This window comes from uncultured Rhodococcus sp. (genome assembly GCF_963525155.1).
Taxonomy (GTDB): Bacteria; Actinomycetota; Actinomycetes; order Mycobacteriales; family Mycobacteriaceae; genus Rhodococcus_F; species Rhodococcus_F qingshengii.
This window is the reverse complement of record NZ_CAURKP010000023.1, coordinates 1-16,278: the sequence shown is the minus strand read 5'-3', so window position 1 is coordinate 16,278 and position 16,278 is coordinate 1. Positions and strand designations below refer to the sequence as shown.

Here is a 16,278-nt window from a genome sequence, read left to right as displayed (position 1 = left end):
CGTCTATTTGGCCGTGAACCCGGCGTCGACCGGCAACGCGATACCTGTGACGTATCGAGCCTGATCCGAAACCAGCCAGGCTATCGCGTTGCTGACGTCGGCAGCTTCGATCAACTCGACATTCAAGAGGTTGCCCACGTCGGCTCCGCTCGATGTCGGGGAGTCCGCAAACAGCTTCGCGACCGCGTCGTTGACGACCATCGGTGTATTCGCGCCAGTCGGGTGCACGGAGTTGACACGAATATTGTGGGGAGCAAGCCAGTGCGACCACGTGCGCCCAAGCCCCACGATGGCGTGTTTACTCGCGCAGTAGCCGTCGGATCCGCCGGTGCCGTCACCTCCACGACCGACAAGTCCCAGAGTTGATCCGGTAAGGACTATTGCGCCACCTGTACCTTGTTCGATCATCGCGGGCGCTGCGGCCTGGACGGTATTCCAGACGCCGAATAGGTTGACCTCCATCTGGTCGCGGAAGGCGCGAGCATCGTCGATATCCGGGGACATCATGCCGATACCGGCGTTGGCCAGGACGATGTCGACGCTGCCCAGCTCCGCAATTCCTTCGGATACCGCAGTTCGCAGTGCGGACAGATCGCGAACATCCACTTCTCGCGCGACGATACTTTGTCCCAGGTTCTCGACCGCTGCTGTTGTCTGCCGCAAATCGTCGGCGGTTCCCATCGGGTAGGCCACCGATTCGATCTGACGGCAGATGTCGAGCGCAATGATGTTCGCGCCCTCCTGCGCCAATCGCACGGCGTGGCTCCTGCCCTGACCTCGGGCGGCCCCGGTGATCAGTGCGGTTTTGCCTTCCAACTGTCCGGGCATGCGTGCTCCGTCCGTCGTGAATCATGACTACTCGGTCATGAGTACTGACCCGAGGGGACGGCGAAATTCGTCGCCGGCGACGTAGTCTGAGTTCAGTTACAGCGGGAACTCGCTTCGGAAGAGAAGAGGCTCGGGATGTCCGATTGGGTGAAGAAGGTCGAAGCTGAAGCCAAAGGGCTCCTCGCCGAGGCGGAAGAAGAGCTGACCGTCCTCGAAGGTGTCGACACCATAGATCCGCTTGCCGACGACGATCCGGCACCAGAAGACGGCACCAAGCCGACGTCAGACTGATCCTGCGACCCGTCGGCGCGCCTCGACACCGCTCGGTATCTCAGAACGGTGGCGGGTCGTCCCCGTAGTCGATGGGTTCTCGGCGGGCTCGCGGTGATTTCCGCCGCTTGTATTGAACGTGCTCCTCTGCTCGTTTCTGTATCCGTCGGCGCTGGCGATTGCGTTCACTCTGGATACGGGCAGCTTTGTTCTCCGCCTGGGTCCGCCGATTTCGACCGCCCTGGGGCGGTGTCGGTTCGTGCGATCCAGCCATCAATCCTGCGGGTCGCGTTCGGTAACAATGCCCGGTCGGCGACGTCAGCGACATGGTCCGATCCACGTTCGACGTGAACCGCCACCGGTCGGAATGCTTGAGGCGATGATGGTTGCGGCAGAACGCACTCATATTCGACGCGACCGTTTTACCGCCGCATTCGGGGTCGCCGTGATGGAACGGTTCATTGTGGTCCAGATCGGAATTCCAGGCCGGGACATCACAATGCAGCCATTGGCAGCTGCCCGCGATGATCCGTAACCAGGTATCGAGAACGGCGCCCGGTCGGTAGACGCGCGCCGAAGCAGGCACCGGCTCTGCGACGTCATCAGCAGGTGCTCGGACGTTTCGAATTACGGCGTCACGGGCGATATCGCGAGCATGCTCAGCGCTGATCACCCCGTACCCGTCGAGGTGGGCGGGCTCGCCGCCACCGTGCAGAGTGGAATCAGTCATCACGACGTGAACCACGGGCCGACGAACGACAACACCACCGCTACGATCCTGCGGGCAATCAGCTCGGCCACAGTTGCACGGCAAGAATTGTGATCCGTTGGTCAACTCGAAGAGCGCGTCGGCTCGTCGCTGCTCGTACGTTCGAGAGTCGTTTCGGCATACCGACATTGCCAACTCGCGTAGTCGGCCGTCGAATGCCCGAGCCTGTTCTGCCGGAACGCTTCCCAAGATCTTTGCCATCCCGTCCTCGGCAGCGCTGACCCCGACGAAGCGATCGGTGAGAGCACGGCGTCGGCGTTCTCGCATACCTTCCGGGTCCACCATCGCCACGATCCGATCGATCGCCGCTGTCAGTCGCCTTCCCGTCAAGCCCGTTCCGCCTGCTACTGGTGGGGAGAGAACCTGCTCGAGCAGTAGTCGTTCCACCTCGTCGATCAATTCGTCTTTCACGTTCGCGGTCGCGGAATCGATCAAACCAACTCGGTACAGATCCAACTCGCCACGGGCCATCGCCGCTCGAGTGCGATGCAGACGAGTCTTTAACGAGAACCCCAACCCGATCAGCTTGCCGGCAGCCGCGCGACCCATCGTCAGTGACGCACCGACTTCCGACTCCGCCAACTCGTGTGCGGTCGACGACCACGCACCACTGGCGACATGCTCCGAGCTTCGCCGCGAAAAGAACTCGGCAATCACAGCGAGCTTGCGTTCGACCAGCATCGCCTCGCATGCGTGCAGATCGGTCATGAGATCAACCAGCGCACAATCAGTTTCGGTACCGGTCAGCTGTGCTGAGATACCGAAGAGCTCTGTTGTCGGGTTGAACATGCATCCATTCTATTCGAATGTGTGTTCGATGCGAACTGAATCCTCAAATCAGTCGGAATAGTCCGAATCAGCCGAAATGCTTATTGTGCTTGCGTTTTGGATCCTGTTCATTCGAAACTCGAACGTGATTGTCGTGCCACTGTGTAAGTATCGGCTTGTGGCAGACAACGCGGTGAAACTCAGTGAACAGTCGCTTGTGCTCTTCATGGACTATGGACAGTTTTACATATACGGCGACGATGACGGTTTCGGGAGGGAAACGGACCTGCTCGAACTCGCGATGGCTTCGCGCCCTGCGTACAGTGACGGCACAGTTGTGATTGTCCTGAGCCCGCACCAGAACAACTTCAACATGCATACAACGGTCGAAGTCTGGTCCTCCCGACCCACATCCGATCGCGAGAAATGGCAGCAGGTCAGTGAGTCGTTTCTGACGGTTGGTCCGCAGGGGTCAATCAGCTTTGATTCACCTCCGGGTGGGGAGTTCATCGTCTGTGATGTACCCGAGGGGTCATATCTGGTCGAGATTGCCGGCCGCGGTTTTGTAAACTACGGCTGGCCCGGATCGACGGAACCCGGAGATGTTTGGCGGGTGCGTATGTGGCCTGCAGGTGGTGACGAGGTGCGGCCATCGCTGCAGTGGGACATGCCGGGATATGGCGTTCCTGTGGACGAACCGATACCTGAACCGATTCCTCGTCCACAACGGGACATCGAGTCGAAATGGATAACGATTTACGGCGAGAACGGCGAGCCGTCCAGGGTTGTGCAAATCAGTGACCTCCGCGCCGAAGCTGCTGAACGAGAGCGGCAGGAGTGGGGAGGAGATCCGATGCCTGAACTCGAACGATTCCAGTCCGGCAAAGAACTAGCTCGTATGGACCGACCACTTGTCGAAGCGGTCGTCCGCATGAACGTCGCGACTCTTCGTCGACTCGCGTTTTGGGCCGCTGTGCAGGCGTATGAGCATGCGGGATTAGCCGACAGGGATTGGGTTCGTCCGGCCCTCAACGCTATGCATGTGGGACAACAACTTCCGGAACCCTTCGGAAATCGCACAGCGGCATTCGAGCACCTACACGAGGAGGAATTCGGTGCGGGGACCGAGAATGTGGAGTTGGAAGTCAAGATCGAGATAGTGGACCATTCGCCGCAACCGGAGTCCAATCCGTTCGATCACGGGAATATTCATGTCCCGTCCTACGCTCTCAATGCGATTTTCGACGCGATCGAATCGGACCCGTTGACCGCAGCGGTCAATGCATTGGGAACGGCAGCAGTCACGTTCGGGAAGGATATCCGCATGTTGTTCGCGAGAGCGCGAGTTGAATTCGACCTCGAAGACTGAACCCCAAGTTATTCAAGGGACCTTCGTAGTGCGGTGAGCGGATCCGAGGCATCTCGACGCCCACGCGGACCAGGCCCTTCGGGGTTGACGAAGCGGCCCTCGTCCGAGCGAGTCCACTCGCGTACGGCCCATCTCTCCTTGATCGCCCAACGGCCGTCGCGCCGCTCCATGTGGTCGATGAACCGCGCACCACTGGTGAAGTTGATCATTCCGATGTCTTCGGGCCCGCCCCAGTGTGTGGACATCGAGTATGCCTCGCTGATCGCGTGGTCGCCGTGCAGTTCGACCAGGTGGTTGCCGATGTGGTGCATCGTGCCGCCGATCGCGGAGAGTTTTGTTGTGGCCCAGGCGATGTACTCGTCGATGGTGCCGTCGAATCCGGTGTGATGGTCGATCGCGTCCGGGTGGTAGGCGCTGCGGACGAGATCGAAGTCGAGGCGATCGATGCCGCGGCAGTACGTCAGAACCACCTCACGAATTGCCTGCTTGTCGATGAGATCCTGCAGTGCCTGGTCCATGTCACGCCTCCTTGATGCTGGTCATCCAGTCGAGTAATTCCGGTAGTTCTTCGGCAGCGCAATCGAATACGGCAGGCCGAAGCACCACGGCAGACGCGCCGCGGTCGGACCAGTCCAGGACCTTGTCAACGGTTGCCGAGAGGTCGACGGACCGATTGTCGCGCCGAACCGGCGCCGCAGACACTTGCACACGTGCGGTATCCGGCTCGCGGTCGTGGGCTTCGAACGTGTTGCGCAGCAATGTGACACTGTCGGTGAACGTTCCCAGGTCGGTCGGGTTCACGGTCCAGCCGTCGGCGACGCGTGCTATGCGGTCGAAGTTCCGCTGGCTTGGTCCGAAACCGAAGAGCACCGGTACGCGATTTTGGATCGGCAGCGGGAGGCTGTGGTAGTTCTCGAAAGCGAAGTCGCGTCCCTTGAAGGTGGCCGGTGCATTGGTCCACAGTTCGCGGCAGGCTGCGACGGTCTCTTCCATGCGCCCGAATCGCGCGTCGAAAGGCATGTTGGTGGCGGTGTATTCAGCTTCTTGCCATCCAACGCCGAAACCCATGACAGTTCGACCTTCGGACAATGAGTCGAGAGTGGCAACCTGCTTTGCAAGCAGGGCCGCCGGGCGAACAGTGGCGATCAGAACCGATACTCCGAGGCGAGCTCGTTCCGTCACCGCGGCGATCGAAGACAGAAATGAAATCGGTTCGTACCAAGGGTGATCCAACGGGAACAGAAAGTTGTGTTCGGCTACCCGCTGAGCGTGAGCGTCGGCATTGAAGCCGAGGTGGTCGCCGGTGCAGATCAGATCGATCCCGGCACTGTCAGCACGCGCGGCGAAGTCCAGGACCGGGCGGACCTTGCCGTCGAACAGGGCCTCGAGACCCAAAACGTTGACGCCGATTTCCACAGTCGTTCCTCTACAGTGCCCGCTTGGCATGAGCGGACATGTCGCCCATGTTGTCCAGACAGAAGAGCCTCGATCTGAACTGCCAGGACCCGTCGATGCACTTGAAGCGATCGAAGTAGCGCCCCGACAAAATAGGTTGCAGAGCAAGATCTTCGGTACCTTGTATGACCGTGACGTACGAGAGCGCCGTCGCTGATTCACCGTCGACCGAGATTCGCGTGTTGGTCAGCAGATGTTTGGTGCGTGGAACCGGCGGATCTCCGTACATTCGAATGAAGCCGCTGCAGGCTGCGAACACTGCGTCGGCGTCGGACGAAATGAGCGTGGTGGCAACCCCGTCCGGCCCGCACTGCCCGTAGTCGGACGAGGCGAACAATGCAGCGACTTCACGCAATCGGCCCTGATCGATCAGATGCGTGTACTCGCAGAGCAGGTCACGGATCGCCGACTCGGCGACGATCCGTGACAGCTCCGCGGTCATACGGTGATCTCGCGCCGAACCATCTTGCCGGTTGCATTGCGAGGCAGCAGATCGCTGGTGATGCGCCACTTCGACGGCACCTTGAAATAGGACAGTCGCTCGGCGGCGTAATCACGCAGCTCCGCCTCCGTTGTGGCGGCTCCGGGACGCAGGACGACCACGGCGGACACTTCCTGGCCGAGGTCGGGGTGCGGCATGCCGATGACAGCGCACTCGATCACGTCGGGGTGTTCGTCGAGCGTCTGCTCGATCTCGGTGGGGTAGACGTTCTCGCCGCCGCGCAGGATCAGGTCGGAACGGCGACCGGTGAGACGGAGACGCCCGTTCTCGATGACGCCGAAATCGCCGGTGCGGAGCCAGCGTCCGGGTGCAATTGCCGACTCGGTCGCCTCGTCGTTCTCCCAGTATCCGAGCATGACGAAGGGGCTGCGTACGCACACTTCACCTTCGATGCCGTCCGGCAGCCATTCGCCGAAGGGATCGCGAATCTCCATCGAGACGGTGATGATCGGACGCCCGAGAGTGCCTGGGAACTCTTCGAGTTCGGCGCCGACGGCGACCGCAATGGCGGTGCTGCATTCGGTGAGGCCGTAGCTGTCGACCAGAGCATTGCGTGCGAACGGCACCTGCTCCTTGAGGCGTTCCTTGAACGCGGGCGACGACGGCGCGGATGCCAGTGAGAATGCAGTCAACGAAGAGACGTCGTACTTGGCGATGTTGCCGTGCTCGAGTAGCCGCGATGCCATCGTGGGGACAGCACCCCAGTTGGTGACGCGCTCGCGTTCGACCAACCCGAGCACCTTGTCGACGTCGAAGCCGCCCTCGGTCAGGATGACGGCACTGCCCGTCGCGAGACGGGGGACCACCAGATTGTGCAGGCTGGCGATGTGGAAGAGCGGGGAGGTGAGTAGATAACGCAGTGGGCTCGGCTTGGAAGCGTCGTACTCGCGGCCGGTGAATGCAGCGCCGATCGCGTCGCTGTACTTGTGGTAGTCGACGACGGCCATCACGTTGCGGTGCGAATGGAGTGCGCCCTTGGGGCGGCCGCTGGTACCACTGGTGAACAAGATGACGGCAGGGTCGTCCTCGTCGATGTCGGTGCTCGGCACGTCGGAGCCTGCATATTCCGCGATGAGCGCGGGCAGATCCTCTTCCATGGAGAGGACCGTGATGTCTGCCGGTAGTTCGGGGAGGGCGGCGCCGCGCTTGGCGTCCACGACCAGAACCTTCGGACGTGAGAGCTCGATCCCGTGGGTGACCTCGCGCGGAACCCACCAACCGTTGAGACCGACTGCGATCGCGCCGAGCGCCTGCGTCGCGAAGAACGTCATGACCCATTCGGGAGTGTTGGCAGCGAGGATGCCCACACGGTCGCCCTTGCGGACTCCGTACTTGTCCCGCAGAGCAGTTGCCAGCGCGGCAACGGAATCGGCATGCTCGGTGAACGAGATTCGACGATCGCTGGTGACGAGATAGTCGCCGTCGCCCCAGGCGCGAGATGCCGAGATCAGTTCACCGATGGCGTGACCGCGGTTCTTCATCACAGGCATGACGGTGCCGAGAACCTCTTCTTCGACGATCTCGAATGGCCCACCTGGACCGGTGAGGCGTGAGACCGCCTGGTCCAGAAGCAACTGCGGATCTGCGGGGGCAGTCATGGAATGGCCTTTCGTATTGTGGCGCTTTTCACGTCACAAAATCTCACGAGAAAATCATATCTGTGGCGGCGGTTACCACTGAGCGAGACTGGGACCGTTCCGGCTCTGAGGCGTCGATACGTTCGAGTCGTATCGCAGTTGGAGTAATCGACATTCCGATATCGACTAGGACACAGGACACGATGACGAACACCGCCACCGAAGCATCTTCGAATGCAGCTCTTGCAGCTCCTCAGCGCGAGGACGTCGCGCAGATGTTGATCGACCGTCTCGGTGATCAGCACCTGGGTCTGCGGACGCGGACGCAGGACTGGAGCTGGGACGAGGTGGTGCGCGAGAGCGCAGCGCGCGGCTCGCTGGCGAAGTCGCTTCGCGCGCCCGGACCGTTTCACATCGGAGTTCTTCTCGAGAACGATCCGGAGTTCCTGTTCTGGCTCGGCGGCGCGGCCCTGACCGGGGCCACGATCGTCGGCATCAATCCGACCAGGCGTGGAGCTGAACTCGAGGCTGAGGTCCGGTACGTCGACTGCCAGCTGATCGTCACCGACAAAGCAGGCTACGAGAAGCTTGCCGGCCTGGACCTCGGGCTGACCGAAGATCGTTTCGTCCTGGTCGACGACGCGTCGTACCCGGACAAGATTGCAGCACATCACGTCGAGTCGCCTCAGATCGACCTCGGTGTCGACGCGTCGACGCTGTTCTTGCTTCTCTTCACCTCGGGCACCACCGGAATGTCCAAGGCAGTGCGGTGCAGCCAGGGGCGTCTGACGCGGTTGGCCTACGCGAACTGCGCCAAGTACGACATCGACCGCGACGACGTCTGCTACTGCTGCATGCCGCTCTTCCACGGCAACGCGTTGATGGCTCTGTGGGCGCCGGCCCTTTCGCAGGGAGCTACGGTCTGCCTCGTTCGTAAGTTCACCGCATCGGGATTCATGCCGGACGTTCGGTTTTACGGCGCAACATATTTCACCTACGTCGGTAAGGCCTTGGGGTATCTCATGGCGACGCCGGAACTGCCCGACGACATCGAGAACACCCTCACCCACGGCTTCGGGACCGAGGCGTCGCCGGGGGACAAGGCAGAGTTCATCCGTCGTTTCGGTGCACAGCTTTTCGAGGGATACGGTTCGAGTGAAGGTGCCGGTTCGGTGGTGCTCGATCCGAACCAACCTGCCGGCGCGCTTGGCCGTCCCGCGAGCGAGAACATCGTCATCGTCGATCCCGATACCCGCGAAGAGCGACCCCGCGCAATTCTCGACGAGCACGGTCACGTGCTGAACCCCGACGAATCCATTGGCGAGATGGTCGACAAGGCCGGATCGAAGAAGTTCGAGGGGTACTACAAGAACGAAGACGCAATTGCCGAGAAGATTCGCCACGGTTGGTACTGGACAGGCGATCTCGGCTACGTCGACGAGGCCGGCTTCATCTACTTCGCGGGACGCAAGGGCGACTGGATCCGGGTCGACGGTGAGAACACCTCGGCTTTGATGATCGAGCACATCCTGCGTCGGCACCCCAAGGTGATCGCCACGGGTGTCTTCGCGGTGCCGGATCCGCGTTCGGGTGATCAGGTCATGGCTGCGATCGAGGTCGCCGATCTCGCCGATTTCGATCCGGTCGAGTTCGCCGACTACCTTGCCGCGCAGGCGGATCTGGGTACCAAGGCAGCGCCACGATTTGTTCGCGTTTCGACCGATCTGCCCGTCACGGGCTCCAACAAGGTACTCAAACGTGAACTTCAAGCCGATCGCTGGCGGACCGACGAACCAGTGTTCCACTGGGTGGGCCGAGGCACTCCCGAATACACATTGATGACCGAAGCTGACGTGGTGAACCTGGAGAAGGAGTTCGAGACGCACGGCCGCACGCGGTTCCTGTGAGTGGAGTTGCGCTGGTCACCGGCGCTTCCCGGGGGATCGGCCGAGAGTGCGCGCTGGCATTCGCGCGCGCCGGATTCGACGTTGCAATCACTGCTCGCACCGTTCGTGAAGGAGAGGGACGGGCAGCCCCGCGAACGAGGCAAGGCGAGCAAGTGATTCCGGTGCCCGGCAGCCTGGAGACGACGGTTGCCGAGATCGAGTCCTTCGGTGTGCGCGCATTGGCGGTTCCGATGAACCTGCTCGATCTGGCGTCCGTCCGCGGCGCCGGTGAACGGGTGCTGGCCGAGTGGGGACGTGTCGACGTGCTGGTGAACAACGCCTATGCGCAGACAGTCGGAAACATGGACCGGGTGCTCGACATCGAGATCGACGACGCTCAGGCGATGGCGATCGGGAATTATCTGCACCAACTCGCTCTGGTCCAGGTGATACTCCCGTCGATGATCAAGAGCGGCAACGGCGTAGTGGTCAATCTGGCATCGGGCTCGGCGACCATGGATCCGCCTGCGCCTCCCGGCGAGGGTGGTTGGGGTCTGTCGTATGCCGCGTCGAAGGCGTCGTTCGGACGTATTGCCGGAGCGATCAACTCCGAGTACCGAGACGCCGGAATCAAAGCGTTCAACCTGAGTCCGGGATTTGTCATCACGGAATCAGGGAAAGCCCGTGGTGGCGCGGACGCAATCGTGGACGCCGGATTTGCGGCCACACCGGCATCCGTACCCGCTGCAGCGGCGGTGTGGCTTGCAACAGATCCCGATGCGGACCGGTACCTCGGTCGAGTCGTGGATGGTCCGAAATTGATGGCGACACTGGAGGAAACGGTATGAAGCTCGGCGTGGTCGTTCCGGTCGAACTGGGTCGAAGCGGAGACCCTGATTGGATTCTGCAATTCGCCCGTGCGGCCGAGTCGCTGGGTTTCGACGAGATCTCGGCAGTGGAGCACTCGGTGGTCATCGCCGACACCGAGAGCGAGTACCCCTATTCTCCGACCGGCAAATCGCATCTTCCCGATGACTGCGACATCCCGGATCCGCTCGAACTGCTTTCGTTCGTGGCGGGTGCCACAACCACCTTGGGCTTGTCCACTGGAGTTCTGGTGCTGCCCAATCACAATCCGGTAGTGCTCGCCAAACGATTGGCGACGCTCGATCGCCTTTCCGGTGGGCGATTGCGCATCTGCCTCGGCCTGGGGTGGATGAAGGAAGAGATCGAGGCGTGCGGCGGTGACTTCGAGCGCCGCGGCAAGGTAGCCGATGAGGCCATCGCGGTGATGCGCTCACTCTGGGCGGGCAAGGAAGCGGTCGATTTCGACGGCGATTACTTCTCGTTCAAGGGTGCATACAGCTGGCCGAAGCCGCACCGCGAGTCGGGAGTTCCGCTCTACATCGGTGGACACAGTCTCGCTGCTGCTCGGCGAGCAGGCCGATTGGGTGACGGTTTCCAGCCGCTGGGACTGGCCGGTGAAGATCTCGACAAGGCCGTAGCAGCGATGAAAGCTGCTGCGGTGAAGGCAGATCGAGATCCTGCCGACGTCTCGCTGGTACTCGGTGCGACACTGCCCAGGCTCGACGAAGCGAAACTCGAGTGGGCACGCGGCTTGGGAGCCGATCGAATCGTGCTGTCCGCCAGTCGTCGTGGCACGTCGCTGGAACTGATCATCGACGAGATGGCCGAATGCTCGAAGCGGCTGGGGCTCGTAGCGTAATTCGCCCCGTCTGATCAGGGATGGGCCAGCCCGTTCAGGAGCATCGCGCCGACGAAGGCTGCGTTGTCGGCCGGGCTGTCGGCTCGGCGGGTGAAGCACCGCAATAGGAGGGTGTTGGTGATTCCCGCGGCGATGTCCATCGGAGCACTGATGGTCGACAAGACTCCGTTGTCCTGGCCCCGCTGCACAATCGGCGCGATGATCGAGGGAATGTTGAGTTTCTCTTTGAGCGACAGCAGGCTCTCGGGCTCGCCGTAGGTGTCGTGGGCAACGGCAACCAGCAGTGCATCCATGAACTCTGTTTCGTCTGAGGCTAGTTGAGCGCAGCGGAGTAGGAAGTTCTCGATGATCGCGACGTCACCGAGACCGATCAGGATGTCGTCGGCAACGGTTTCTCGCAGCGAGTCCACGCGGCTCTGAAGGGCTGCCACCAGGATGTGGGGCTTGGTGGGAAACAGTTTGTTCGCGGCGGTGCGGGGAACTGCTGCAGTGTCGGCGATGTCGTTGATCTGCGTCATGAAGTATCCGCGCTTGCCGAATTCGCTACGGGCAGCGGCGAGAAACGCCGCTCGCGGATCACGCGGCAGCGGACGTGGCTCAGCGGGCTGGTCGATGGGACCGACAACGTCATCGAGGTGTTGGTGAAGGCCAGACATATCGACGACGGCGCCCAACATGGCGAGCAGCGCGTCGGACATCATGTCGGGTGAGATGGAGCGGGAATCGATGCGGCTACGAATGCGGAAACCGTCGATCACCGCGTTGAAGGTGACAGCGAAGGTCTTGGTGGTGAACGGCCTTCGGAGTGTTGCGTCGGTTTTCTCGAAAAGGGCCTCGTAGGCAGCGGACACGAGCTCGTCGCGTCGACGATATTCGTTTTCCAGAGCGGTGGAGGTTCGCCGGTGTGAGCCCGCAAAAATGTGCGAGAGAAGGCTTCTTGTAGTCGACGCGTCGCTGACGATTGCGTCGAATGCCTCTTTGACGAGAGTGGTGACCGTCGGACGAAGCGCGTCGTCGTTTGCGGCCAGCTGTGCGCGCACGGTCTGCTTCACCGTGTCTGCGCTGTGCAAGGTCGATTCGGTGAGGCTGGCGATCACGGCCTCGATGAATTCGGATTTGGTGCGGAACTTGCGGAAGAACGTAGCCTGCGACGCTCCGGCTTGGTTGACGACCTGTTCGCTCCGAAGTCCGCGTTCGAGAATGTCCTGAGGGGCCTCGACGAGCGACGTCACGCCGGCGTCGATGAGCAGCACGGTGGTGGCGTCGCGATCAGTCATCGTCAGTCCTTCGGTCGATCGGCAGTCTCGCCCGCATATAACGGGCAAACAAGACTTTATCGAGGTCAAGGCCTGCGTGGGTGCTGTTCTGAGAGTGTTTGCTCTCGCGCGAGAGTTTCCCCAGTCAACAAATGGAGTGACCCGGCGACCTCGCTCCGTTTTCATGGAATTCGACCGCGCCAAACAAGGCCTGGAAGTAAAGGACACGAGCGATGAAGACTACTGAATCACCGAGCCTCAGTAGGCGTGAAGTACAGGTGCTGTTGACCTGGATTCGATGCGACTCGAAAGCTGAAGTCTCGCGTGAGTTGTACATCGCGGAGGGAACGGTGAATACGCACCTCGCTCGTATTCGAGGGAAGTACGACGGAGTGGGCCGGACAGCCCCGACAAAGATGGCACTGCTTGCGCGGGCACTGCAGGACGGGTTGATCGCAATCGACGAACTCTGATCGAAGCGCGAGCGATCGGGTGCGTCGATCCGGGAAGTCAGTCGAGGGCGGTGGCGTCGGTTGTCGGCGTCTTGGTGCCGGGAGTCGCTTCGATGTCGAGAACGACCTGGCTGTCGGTGGCTTCTTCGGGGAAGACGTACCGACGCATGGCCCACCAGCGGAAGGCCGTCGCCAGCAGGGTCCCGATGATCGATCCGCTGATGAAGTCCGCGAAGTTTTCCATCAACACCGACACCTCGGGTTGACGCAGATGGAACACGTACCGGGAGGTCCAGAGTGGTACCTGGTTGATGGCCAAACCGATACCCGCGACGATGAAGAACAGAGCGGCCTCGTGATGGCGCTGTCGACCACCGCGCTGAGCAAACGACCATTCGCGGTTGAGGACGTAGGACAGAACCGTCGCGATCAGGACCGCAAGGATGTTGGCCGTCACCGGGTGCTGAGGCAGAACCGTCCACTTGATGCCGAAGAACAGCACCGTGGTGACGATGAAGGCGATGCCGCCGACCACCAGGAACTTGAGCATTTCTGCGTGCGGCAGGACGCGCACGAGAACCCGCTCAGGAAGCCTATTGACCATCTTTTCGACAAACGCCATTGTTCGAGGCTAACCCTGAATACGACCGACGGCACAAATCGTCGATGCCCGTGTCGGCAAGATCATCAGAATCCGTACCCGAGAATTGCGGGCTTCTCTGCGTTGAAAGCGAAGTCGAAATTCCGGATCTCCCGCGGATCGGACGCGTGGAGTCGGTGCGCCGCCGCGAAGGTCTTGGCCTGGTGCTCGCCCAGGTACAAGCTGCTCAGGACGTCAGAGGGCATCGTGATCGCAGGCACCGCGTCAGTGGCCGTACAGGTGGCCTTGCCGCCCTTGACCTGAAGTGCGAAAGTTCCGCCGGCCTTCAGGAACGGATCTTCGACCTTGATGACTGTGTCCAGGTCAGCAGCATATTCACGAGCCTCGAGAGCCGCGGGAACGTCCATGATGCGCAGCCACAGTCGATCGGAGCGCGTCGTCGTCCGGGCAAGGCGGTAGTCCGTGAGCATCAGCCGGAGTGGATCGGCAGGATGCTGGCGTGTCTCGATCCGGGTGACGAGGTCGAGGCCGCAGATCGTGCGCCACAGCGCCGCGTGCGCATCTTCGGTGATCGTCACGAACTCGTCGATCCGGGCGATGCTGTCGCGGCCCTCGCTCGTGTGCCGGTAAGCGATGTATCCGTCCGCGTGTGTCAGAAAGAACAGTCCGGAGGCGCCGTCACGATCCTCGGACGGGTCGGCGAACATGTGGTCCCAGAGTGGTTGCGGACGGACCTGCGCGCCGGGAGTCTGCAGTCGCCAGCGGTCGTAGATCTCGGGAAGAAGCGTCGAGGCAGCTTTGATGTCGACGATGGACACGCCACCATTGTCGGGCACCTCGGGGCGGAATCGTGCGAAGCGGCGATCGAGGGTGATGCCTTCGCTGAAGGTGGCCGGGCCGTATCCGAAGCGGTTGTAGATGCCGGCCTCGCTGGCCGTCAGGGCGGCAAGCGGTGCTCCGGTCGACTCGATGTGGGCATGAAGCGCAGTGAACATCGAGCGTAGGACGCCACGACGACGGTGAGTCGGGGCGACGGATACCCAGGTGATTCCGCGCGTGGGGAGTTGGCGTCCGCCGGGCACGGTGAATTCCATGTCGATTTCGATGGCCACGCCGACGGGTAGGTCACCGTCGACGGCAAGGATGATGTCCTCGGGCTTGTAGAGCGCCTTCGTCAGTTCGCTGACCGCGGGAGACGGGTGAAAACCGAACCCCACCGAGTCGAGTAGTTGGAGAGCCGGCCAGTCACTCTCGGTTGCGGTGCGGATGGTGATCTTGTTTTCGGGGCTCACGTGTATCGACTCTGGCATAGATTGCACGAAGACGCACATGAATATCGGGGCTGACGTTTCCGCACCGGCTCCCAGGGGTACCGCCCGACGGACCAGTCCTGCGGCACGGAGAAAACCGATACGGAGAAACACTGTGGCGATCACCGACATCAAGGAATATGCCCATCTCACCGAGGAAGACGTCGAGGCACTCGGGCGCGAGCTGGATGCCATTCGGCTCGACATCGAAGAGAAGCGCGGCGCGCACGATGCTCGATACATCCAGCGGACGATCGCGTTTCAGCGCTCTCTGATGGTGGCCGGCCGCATCGTCTTGTTCGCCAGCAAGAAGAAGCCTGCCTGGATTCTGGGGACTGCGCTCCTGGGGGTCGGCAAGATCATCGAGAACATGGAACTCGGCCACAACATCATCCACGGCCAGTGGGACTGGATGAACGATCCCGAGATTCACTCGAGCAACTGGGAGTGGGACAACACCTGCCCGTCCTCGGGATGGAAGCACTCGCACAACTTCACCCATCACAAGTTCACCAACATCGTCGGACTGGACAACGACGTGGGCTACGGAATCATGCGCGTCACGCGCGATCAAAAGTGGCACGCCGACTACCTCTTTCAACCGATCACGAATTTTGTGCTCGCGACCCTCTTCGAGTGGGGAGTGGCACTGCATCACCTCGAAACGGACAAACTCCGTAAGGGTGAGGTGAAGTGGTCCGAGAAATCGGAGATGGCCAAGGACGTCGGTAAGAAGATCGCGCGTCAGGTGGCGAAGGATTACATCCTGTTCCCCGCCCTGACCGGCCCGGCGTGGAAGACCACGTTGACGGCCAACGCCGTTGCGAACCTCATCCGAAACTACTGGAGTTACGCTGTCATCTTCTGCGGGCACTTTCCCGACGGTGCAGAGAAGTTCACGCTCGAGGAATTCGAGAACGAATCCCGCGCTCAGTGGTACCTACGACAGATGCTGGGCTCCGCCAACTTTCACGCCGGTCCCGTCATGGCCTTCATGAGCGGCAACCTCTGCTACCAGATCGAGCATCACTGCTTCCCGGACCTACCAAGCAATCGGTACTCCGAAATCGCGGTGCCGCTGCGCGACCTGTGTGACAAGTACGACCTCCCGTACACCACCGGGCCGCTGTGGAAGCAGTACGGATTGACTCTGCGCACCATCTGGAAGTTGTCGCTGCCCAACAGGTTTCTCTCCGCTTCCCAGGACGACGCTCCGGAGACGCACTCGGAGTTGAAGTTCCGCATCCGAGGCGGAATCAAGGAAGTGTTCGGCGTCGATCCGCAGACCGGTAAGCGGCGCGGACTGCGAACAGCGATCGCGATGGTCTCGAGCTGATCAGTTACCGCTTGTGCGCCATTGAACGAACCACGAGATCGCCGGTCGACTGGATTGCCTGCACCAGCACGATCAAGATCACGACAGCGACGAACAGCACCGGGGTGTTGAATCGTTGGTAGCCGTACTTGATTGCGAAGTCGCCGAGTCCACCGGCGCCGATGGCACCTGCC

16 protein-coding genes and 1 pseudogene are annotated in these 16,278 nt (G+C 61.3%); 7 read left to right on the top strand and 10 right to left on the bottom strand.

Annotated elements, in window-relative coordinates:
- Positions 1-3 precede the first annotated feature (3 nt).
- Positions 4-828, bottom strand: coding sequence for a mycofactocin-coupled SDR family oxidoreductase (locus RWT78_RS07910; protein ID WP_314675139.1), 825 nt, complete (start codon positions 826-828; stop codon positions 4-6).
- A 135-nt stretch (positions 829-963) separates the two neighbouring features.
- Here RWT78_RS07910 and RWT78_RS07905 point away from each other — a divergent pair, with 135 nt between their 5' ends.
- A complete protein-coding gene (locus tag RWT78_RS07905; protein WP_003940615.1) occupies positions 964-1,119 on the top strand; it encodes a hypothetical protein in 156 nt (51 codons plus the stop codon).
- A gap of 40 nt (positions 1,120-1,159) precedes the next feature.
- On the opposite strand, the gene RWT78_RS07900 is transcribed toward RWT78_RS07905, so the two are convergent.
- The gene (locus RWT78_RS07900; protein WP_314675136.1) at positions 1,160-2,656 is read right to left on the bottom strand and encodes a DUF222 domain-containing protein; all 1,497 of its coding nucleotides are present in this window, start codon (positions 2,654-2,656) and stop codon (positions 1,160-1,162) included.
- Positions 2,657-3,488: 832 nt separating this feature from the next.
- On the opposite strand from RWT78_RS07900, the gene RWT78_RS07895 reads away from it, so the two are divergent.
- The gene (locus tag RWT78_RS07895) at positions 3,489-4,004 is read left to right on the top strand and encodes a hypothetical protein (protein WP_249342800.1); all 516 of its coding nucleotides are present in this window, start codon (positions 3,489-3,491) and stop codon (positions 4,002-4,004) included.
- Positions 4,005-4,012: 8 nt separating this feature from the next.
- Here RWT78_RS07895 and RWT78_RS07890 read toward each other — a convergent pair whose 3' ends face one another.
- Genes RWT78_RS07890 through RWT78_RS07875 form a run of 4 tightly spaced genes read right to left on the bottom strand, consistent with a single transcriptional unit; the run spans position 4,013 to position 7,559 of the window.
- The gene (locus tag RWT78_RS07890; protein ID WP_042924821.1) at positions 4,013-4,522 is read right to left on the bottom strand and encodes a nuclear transport factor 2 family protein; all 510 of its coding nucleotides are present in this window, start codon (positions 4,520-4,522) and stop codon (positions 4,013-4,015) included.
- A gap of 1 nt (position 4,523) precedes the next feature.
- Positions 4,524-5,420: a TIGR03619 family F420-dependent LLM class oxidoreductase gene (locus RWT78_RS07885; RefSeq protein ID WP_314675129.1), complete on the bottom strand. Its 897-nt coding sequence runs from the start codon at positions 5,418-5,420 to the stop codon at positions 4,524-4,526.
- Positions 5,421-5,430: 10 nt separating this feature from the next.
- Entirely contained in the window at positions 5,431-5,901 is a 471-nt protein-coding gene (locus RWT78_RS07880) for a nuclear transport factor 2 family protein (RefSeq protein ID WP_314675127.1), read from the bottom strand.
- On the bottom strand, positions 5,898-7,559 hold the full coding sequence (locus RWT78_RS07875) for a class I adenylate-forming enzyme family protein (RefSeq protein WP_314675125.1): 1,662 nt from the start codon (positions 7,557-7,559) through the stop codon (positions 5,898-5,900). Before RWT78_RS07875 ends, RWT78_RS07880 begins: the two co-directional genes overlap by 4 nt.
- A gap of 254 nt (positions 7,560-7,813) precedes the next feature.
- On the opposite strand from RWT78_RS07875, the gene RWT78_RS07870 reads away from it, so the two are divergent.
- Genes RWT78_RS07870 through RWT78_RS07860 form a run of 3 tightly spaced genes read left to right on the top strand, consistent with a single transcriptional unit; the run spans position 7,814 to position 11,150 of the window.
- Positions 7,814-9,445, top strand: coding sequence for an AMP-binding protein (locus RWT78_RS07870; RefSeq protein WP_371684398.1), 1,632 nt, complete (start codon positions 7,814-7,816; stop codon positions 9,443-9,445).
- Entirely contained in the window at positions 9,442-10,272 is an 831-nt protein-coding gene (locus tag RWT78_RS07865) for an SDR family NAD(P)-dependent oxidoreductase (protein ID WP_054187455.1), read from the top strand. The genes RWT78_RS07870 and RWT78_RS07865 overlap by 4 nt, the downstream gene beginning before the upstream one ends.
- On the top strand, positions 10,269-11,150 hold the full coding sequence (locus tag RWT78_RS07860) for an LLM class F420-dependent oxidoreductase (RefSeq protein ID WP_003939701.1): 882 nt from the start codon (positions 10,269-10,271) through the stop codon (positions 11,148-11,150). Before RWT78_RS07865 ends, RWT78_RS07860 begins: the two co-directional genes overlap by 4 nt.
- A gap of 14 nt (positions 11,151-11,164) precedes the next feature.
- On the opposite strand, the gene RWT78_RS07855 is transcribed toward RWT78_RS07860, so the two are convergent.
- Positions 11,165-12,427 carry a TetR/AcrR family transcriptional regulator gene (locus tag RWT78_RS07855; RefSeq protein WP_314675117.1) on the bottom strand — a complete coding sequence of 421 codons (1,263 nt, stop codon included), beginning with the start codon at positions 12,425-12,427 and terminating at the stop codon, positions 11,165-11,167.
- A gap of 212 nt (positions 12,428-12,639) precedes the next feature.
- On the opposite strand from RWT78_RS07855, the gene RWT78_RS07850 reads away from it, so the two are divergent.
- On the top strand, positions 12,640-12,879 hold the full coding sequence (locus RWT78_RS07850) for a LuxR C-terminal-related transcriptional regulator (protein ID WP_037128651.1): 240 nt from the start codon (positions 12,640-12,642) through the stop codon (positions 12,877-12,879).
- A 37-nt stretch (positions 12,880-12,916) separates the two neighbouring features.
- On the opposite strand, the gene RWT78_RS07845 is transcribed toward RWT78_RS07850, so the two are convergent.
- Positions 12,917-13,480: a GtrA family protein gene (locus tag RWT78_RS07845; RefSeq protein ID WP_003939753.1), complete on the bottom strand. Its 564-nt coding sequence runs from the start codon at positions 13,478-13,480 to the stop codon at positions 12,917-12,919.
- Positions 13,481-13,545: 65 nt separating this feature from the next.
- Entirely contained in the window at positions 13,546-14,751 is a 1,206-nt protein-coding gene (locus tag RWT78_RS07840) for an enhanced intracellular survival protein Eis (RefSeq protein ID WP_399551498.1), read from the bottom strand.
- Positions 14,752-14,884: 133 nt separating this feature from the next.
- Between RWT78_RS07840 and RWT78_RS07835 the strand changes: the two genes are divergently transcribed.
- Positions 14,885-16,105, top strand: coding sequence for a fatty acid desaturase (locus RWT78_RS07835; protein ID WP_003939858.1), 1,221 nt, complete (start codon positions 14,885-14,887; stop codon positions 16,103-16,105).
- 4 nt (positions 16,106-16,109) lie between these two features.
- Here RWT78_RS07835 and RWT78_RS07830 read toward each other — a convergent pair.
- Positions 16,110-16,278 (bottom strand): annotated as a pseudogene (locus tag RWT78_RS07830) (metal ABC transporter permease); the annotation flags it as partial.

Bases quoted from the DNA above. Each gene is read 5' to 3' on its own strand.
- RWT78_RS07910 (WP_314675139.1), bottom strand. From the start codon at position 828: ATGCCCGGACAGTTGGAAGGCAAAACCGCACTGATCACCGGGGCCGCC.
- RWT78_RS07905 (WP_003940615.1), top strand. From the start codon at position 964: ATGTCCGATTGGGTGAAGAAGGTCGAAGCTGAAGCCAAAGGGCTCCTC.
- RWT78_RS07900 (WP_314675136.1), bottom strand. From the start codon at position 2,656: ATGTTCAACCCGACAACAGAGCTCTTCGGTATCTCAGCACAGCTGACC.
- RWT78_RS07895 (WP_249342800.1), top strand. From the start codon at position 3,489: ATGCCTGAACTCGAACGATTCCAGTCCGGCAAAGAACTAGCTCGTATG.
- RWT78_RS07890 (WP_042924821.1), bottom strand. From the start codon at position 4,522: ATGGACCAGGCACTGCAGGATCTCATCGACAAGCAGGCAATTCGTGAG.
- RWT78_RS07880 (WP_314675127.1), bottom strand. From the start codon at position 5,901: ATGACCGCGGAGCTGTCACGGATCGTCGCCGAGTCGGCGATCCGTGAC.
- RWT78_RS07875 (WP_314675125.1), bottom strand. From the start codon at position 7,559: ATGACTGCCCCCGCAGATCCGCAGTTGCTTCTGGACCAGGCGGTCTCA.
- RWT78_RS07870 (WP_371684398.1), top strand. From the start codon at position 7,814: ATGTTGATCGACCGTCTCGGTGATCAGCACCTGGGTCTGCGGACGCGG.
- RWT78_RS07860 (WP_003939701.1), top strand. From the start codon at position 10,269: ATGAAGCTCGGCGTGGTCGTTCCGGTCGAACTGGGTCGAAGCGGAGAC.
- RWT78_RS07855 (WP_314675117.1), bottom strand. From the start codon at position 12,427: ATGACTGATCGCGACGCCACCACCGTGCTGCTCATCGACGCCGGCGTG.
- RWT78_RS07850 (WP_037128651.1), top strand. From the start codon at position 12,640: ATGAAGACTACTGAATCACCGAGCCTCAGTAGGCGTGAAGTACAGGTG.
- RWT78_RS07845 (WP_003939753.1), bottom strand. From the start codon at position 13,480: ATGGCGTTTGTCGAAAAGATGGTCAATAGGCTTCCTGAGCGGGTTCTC.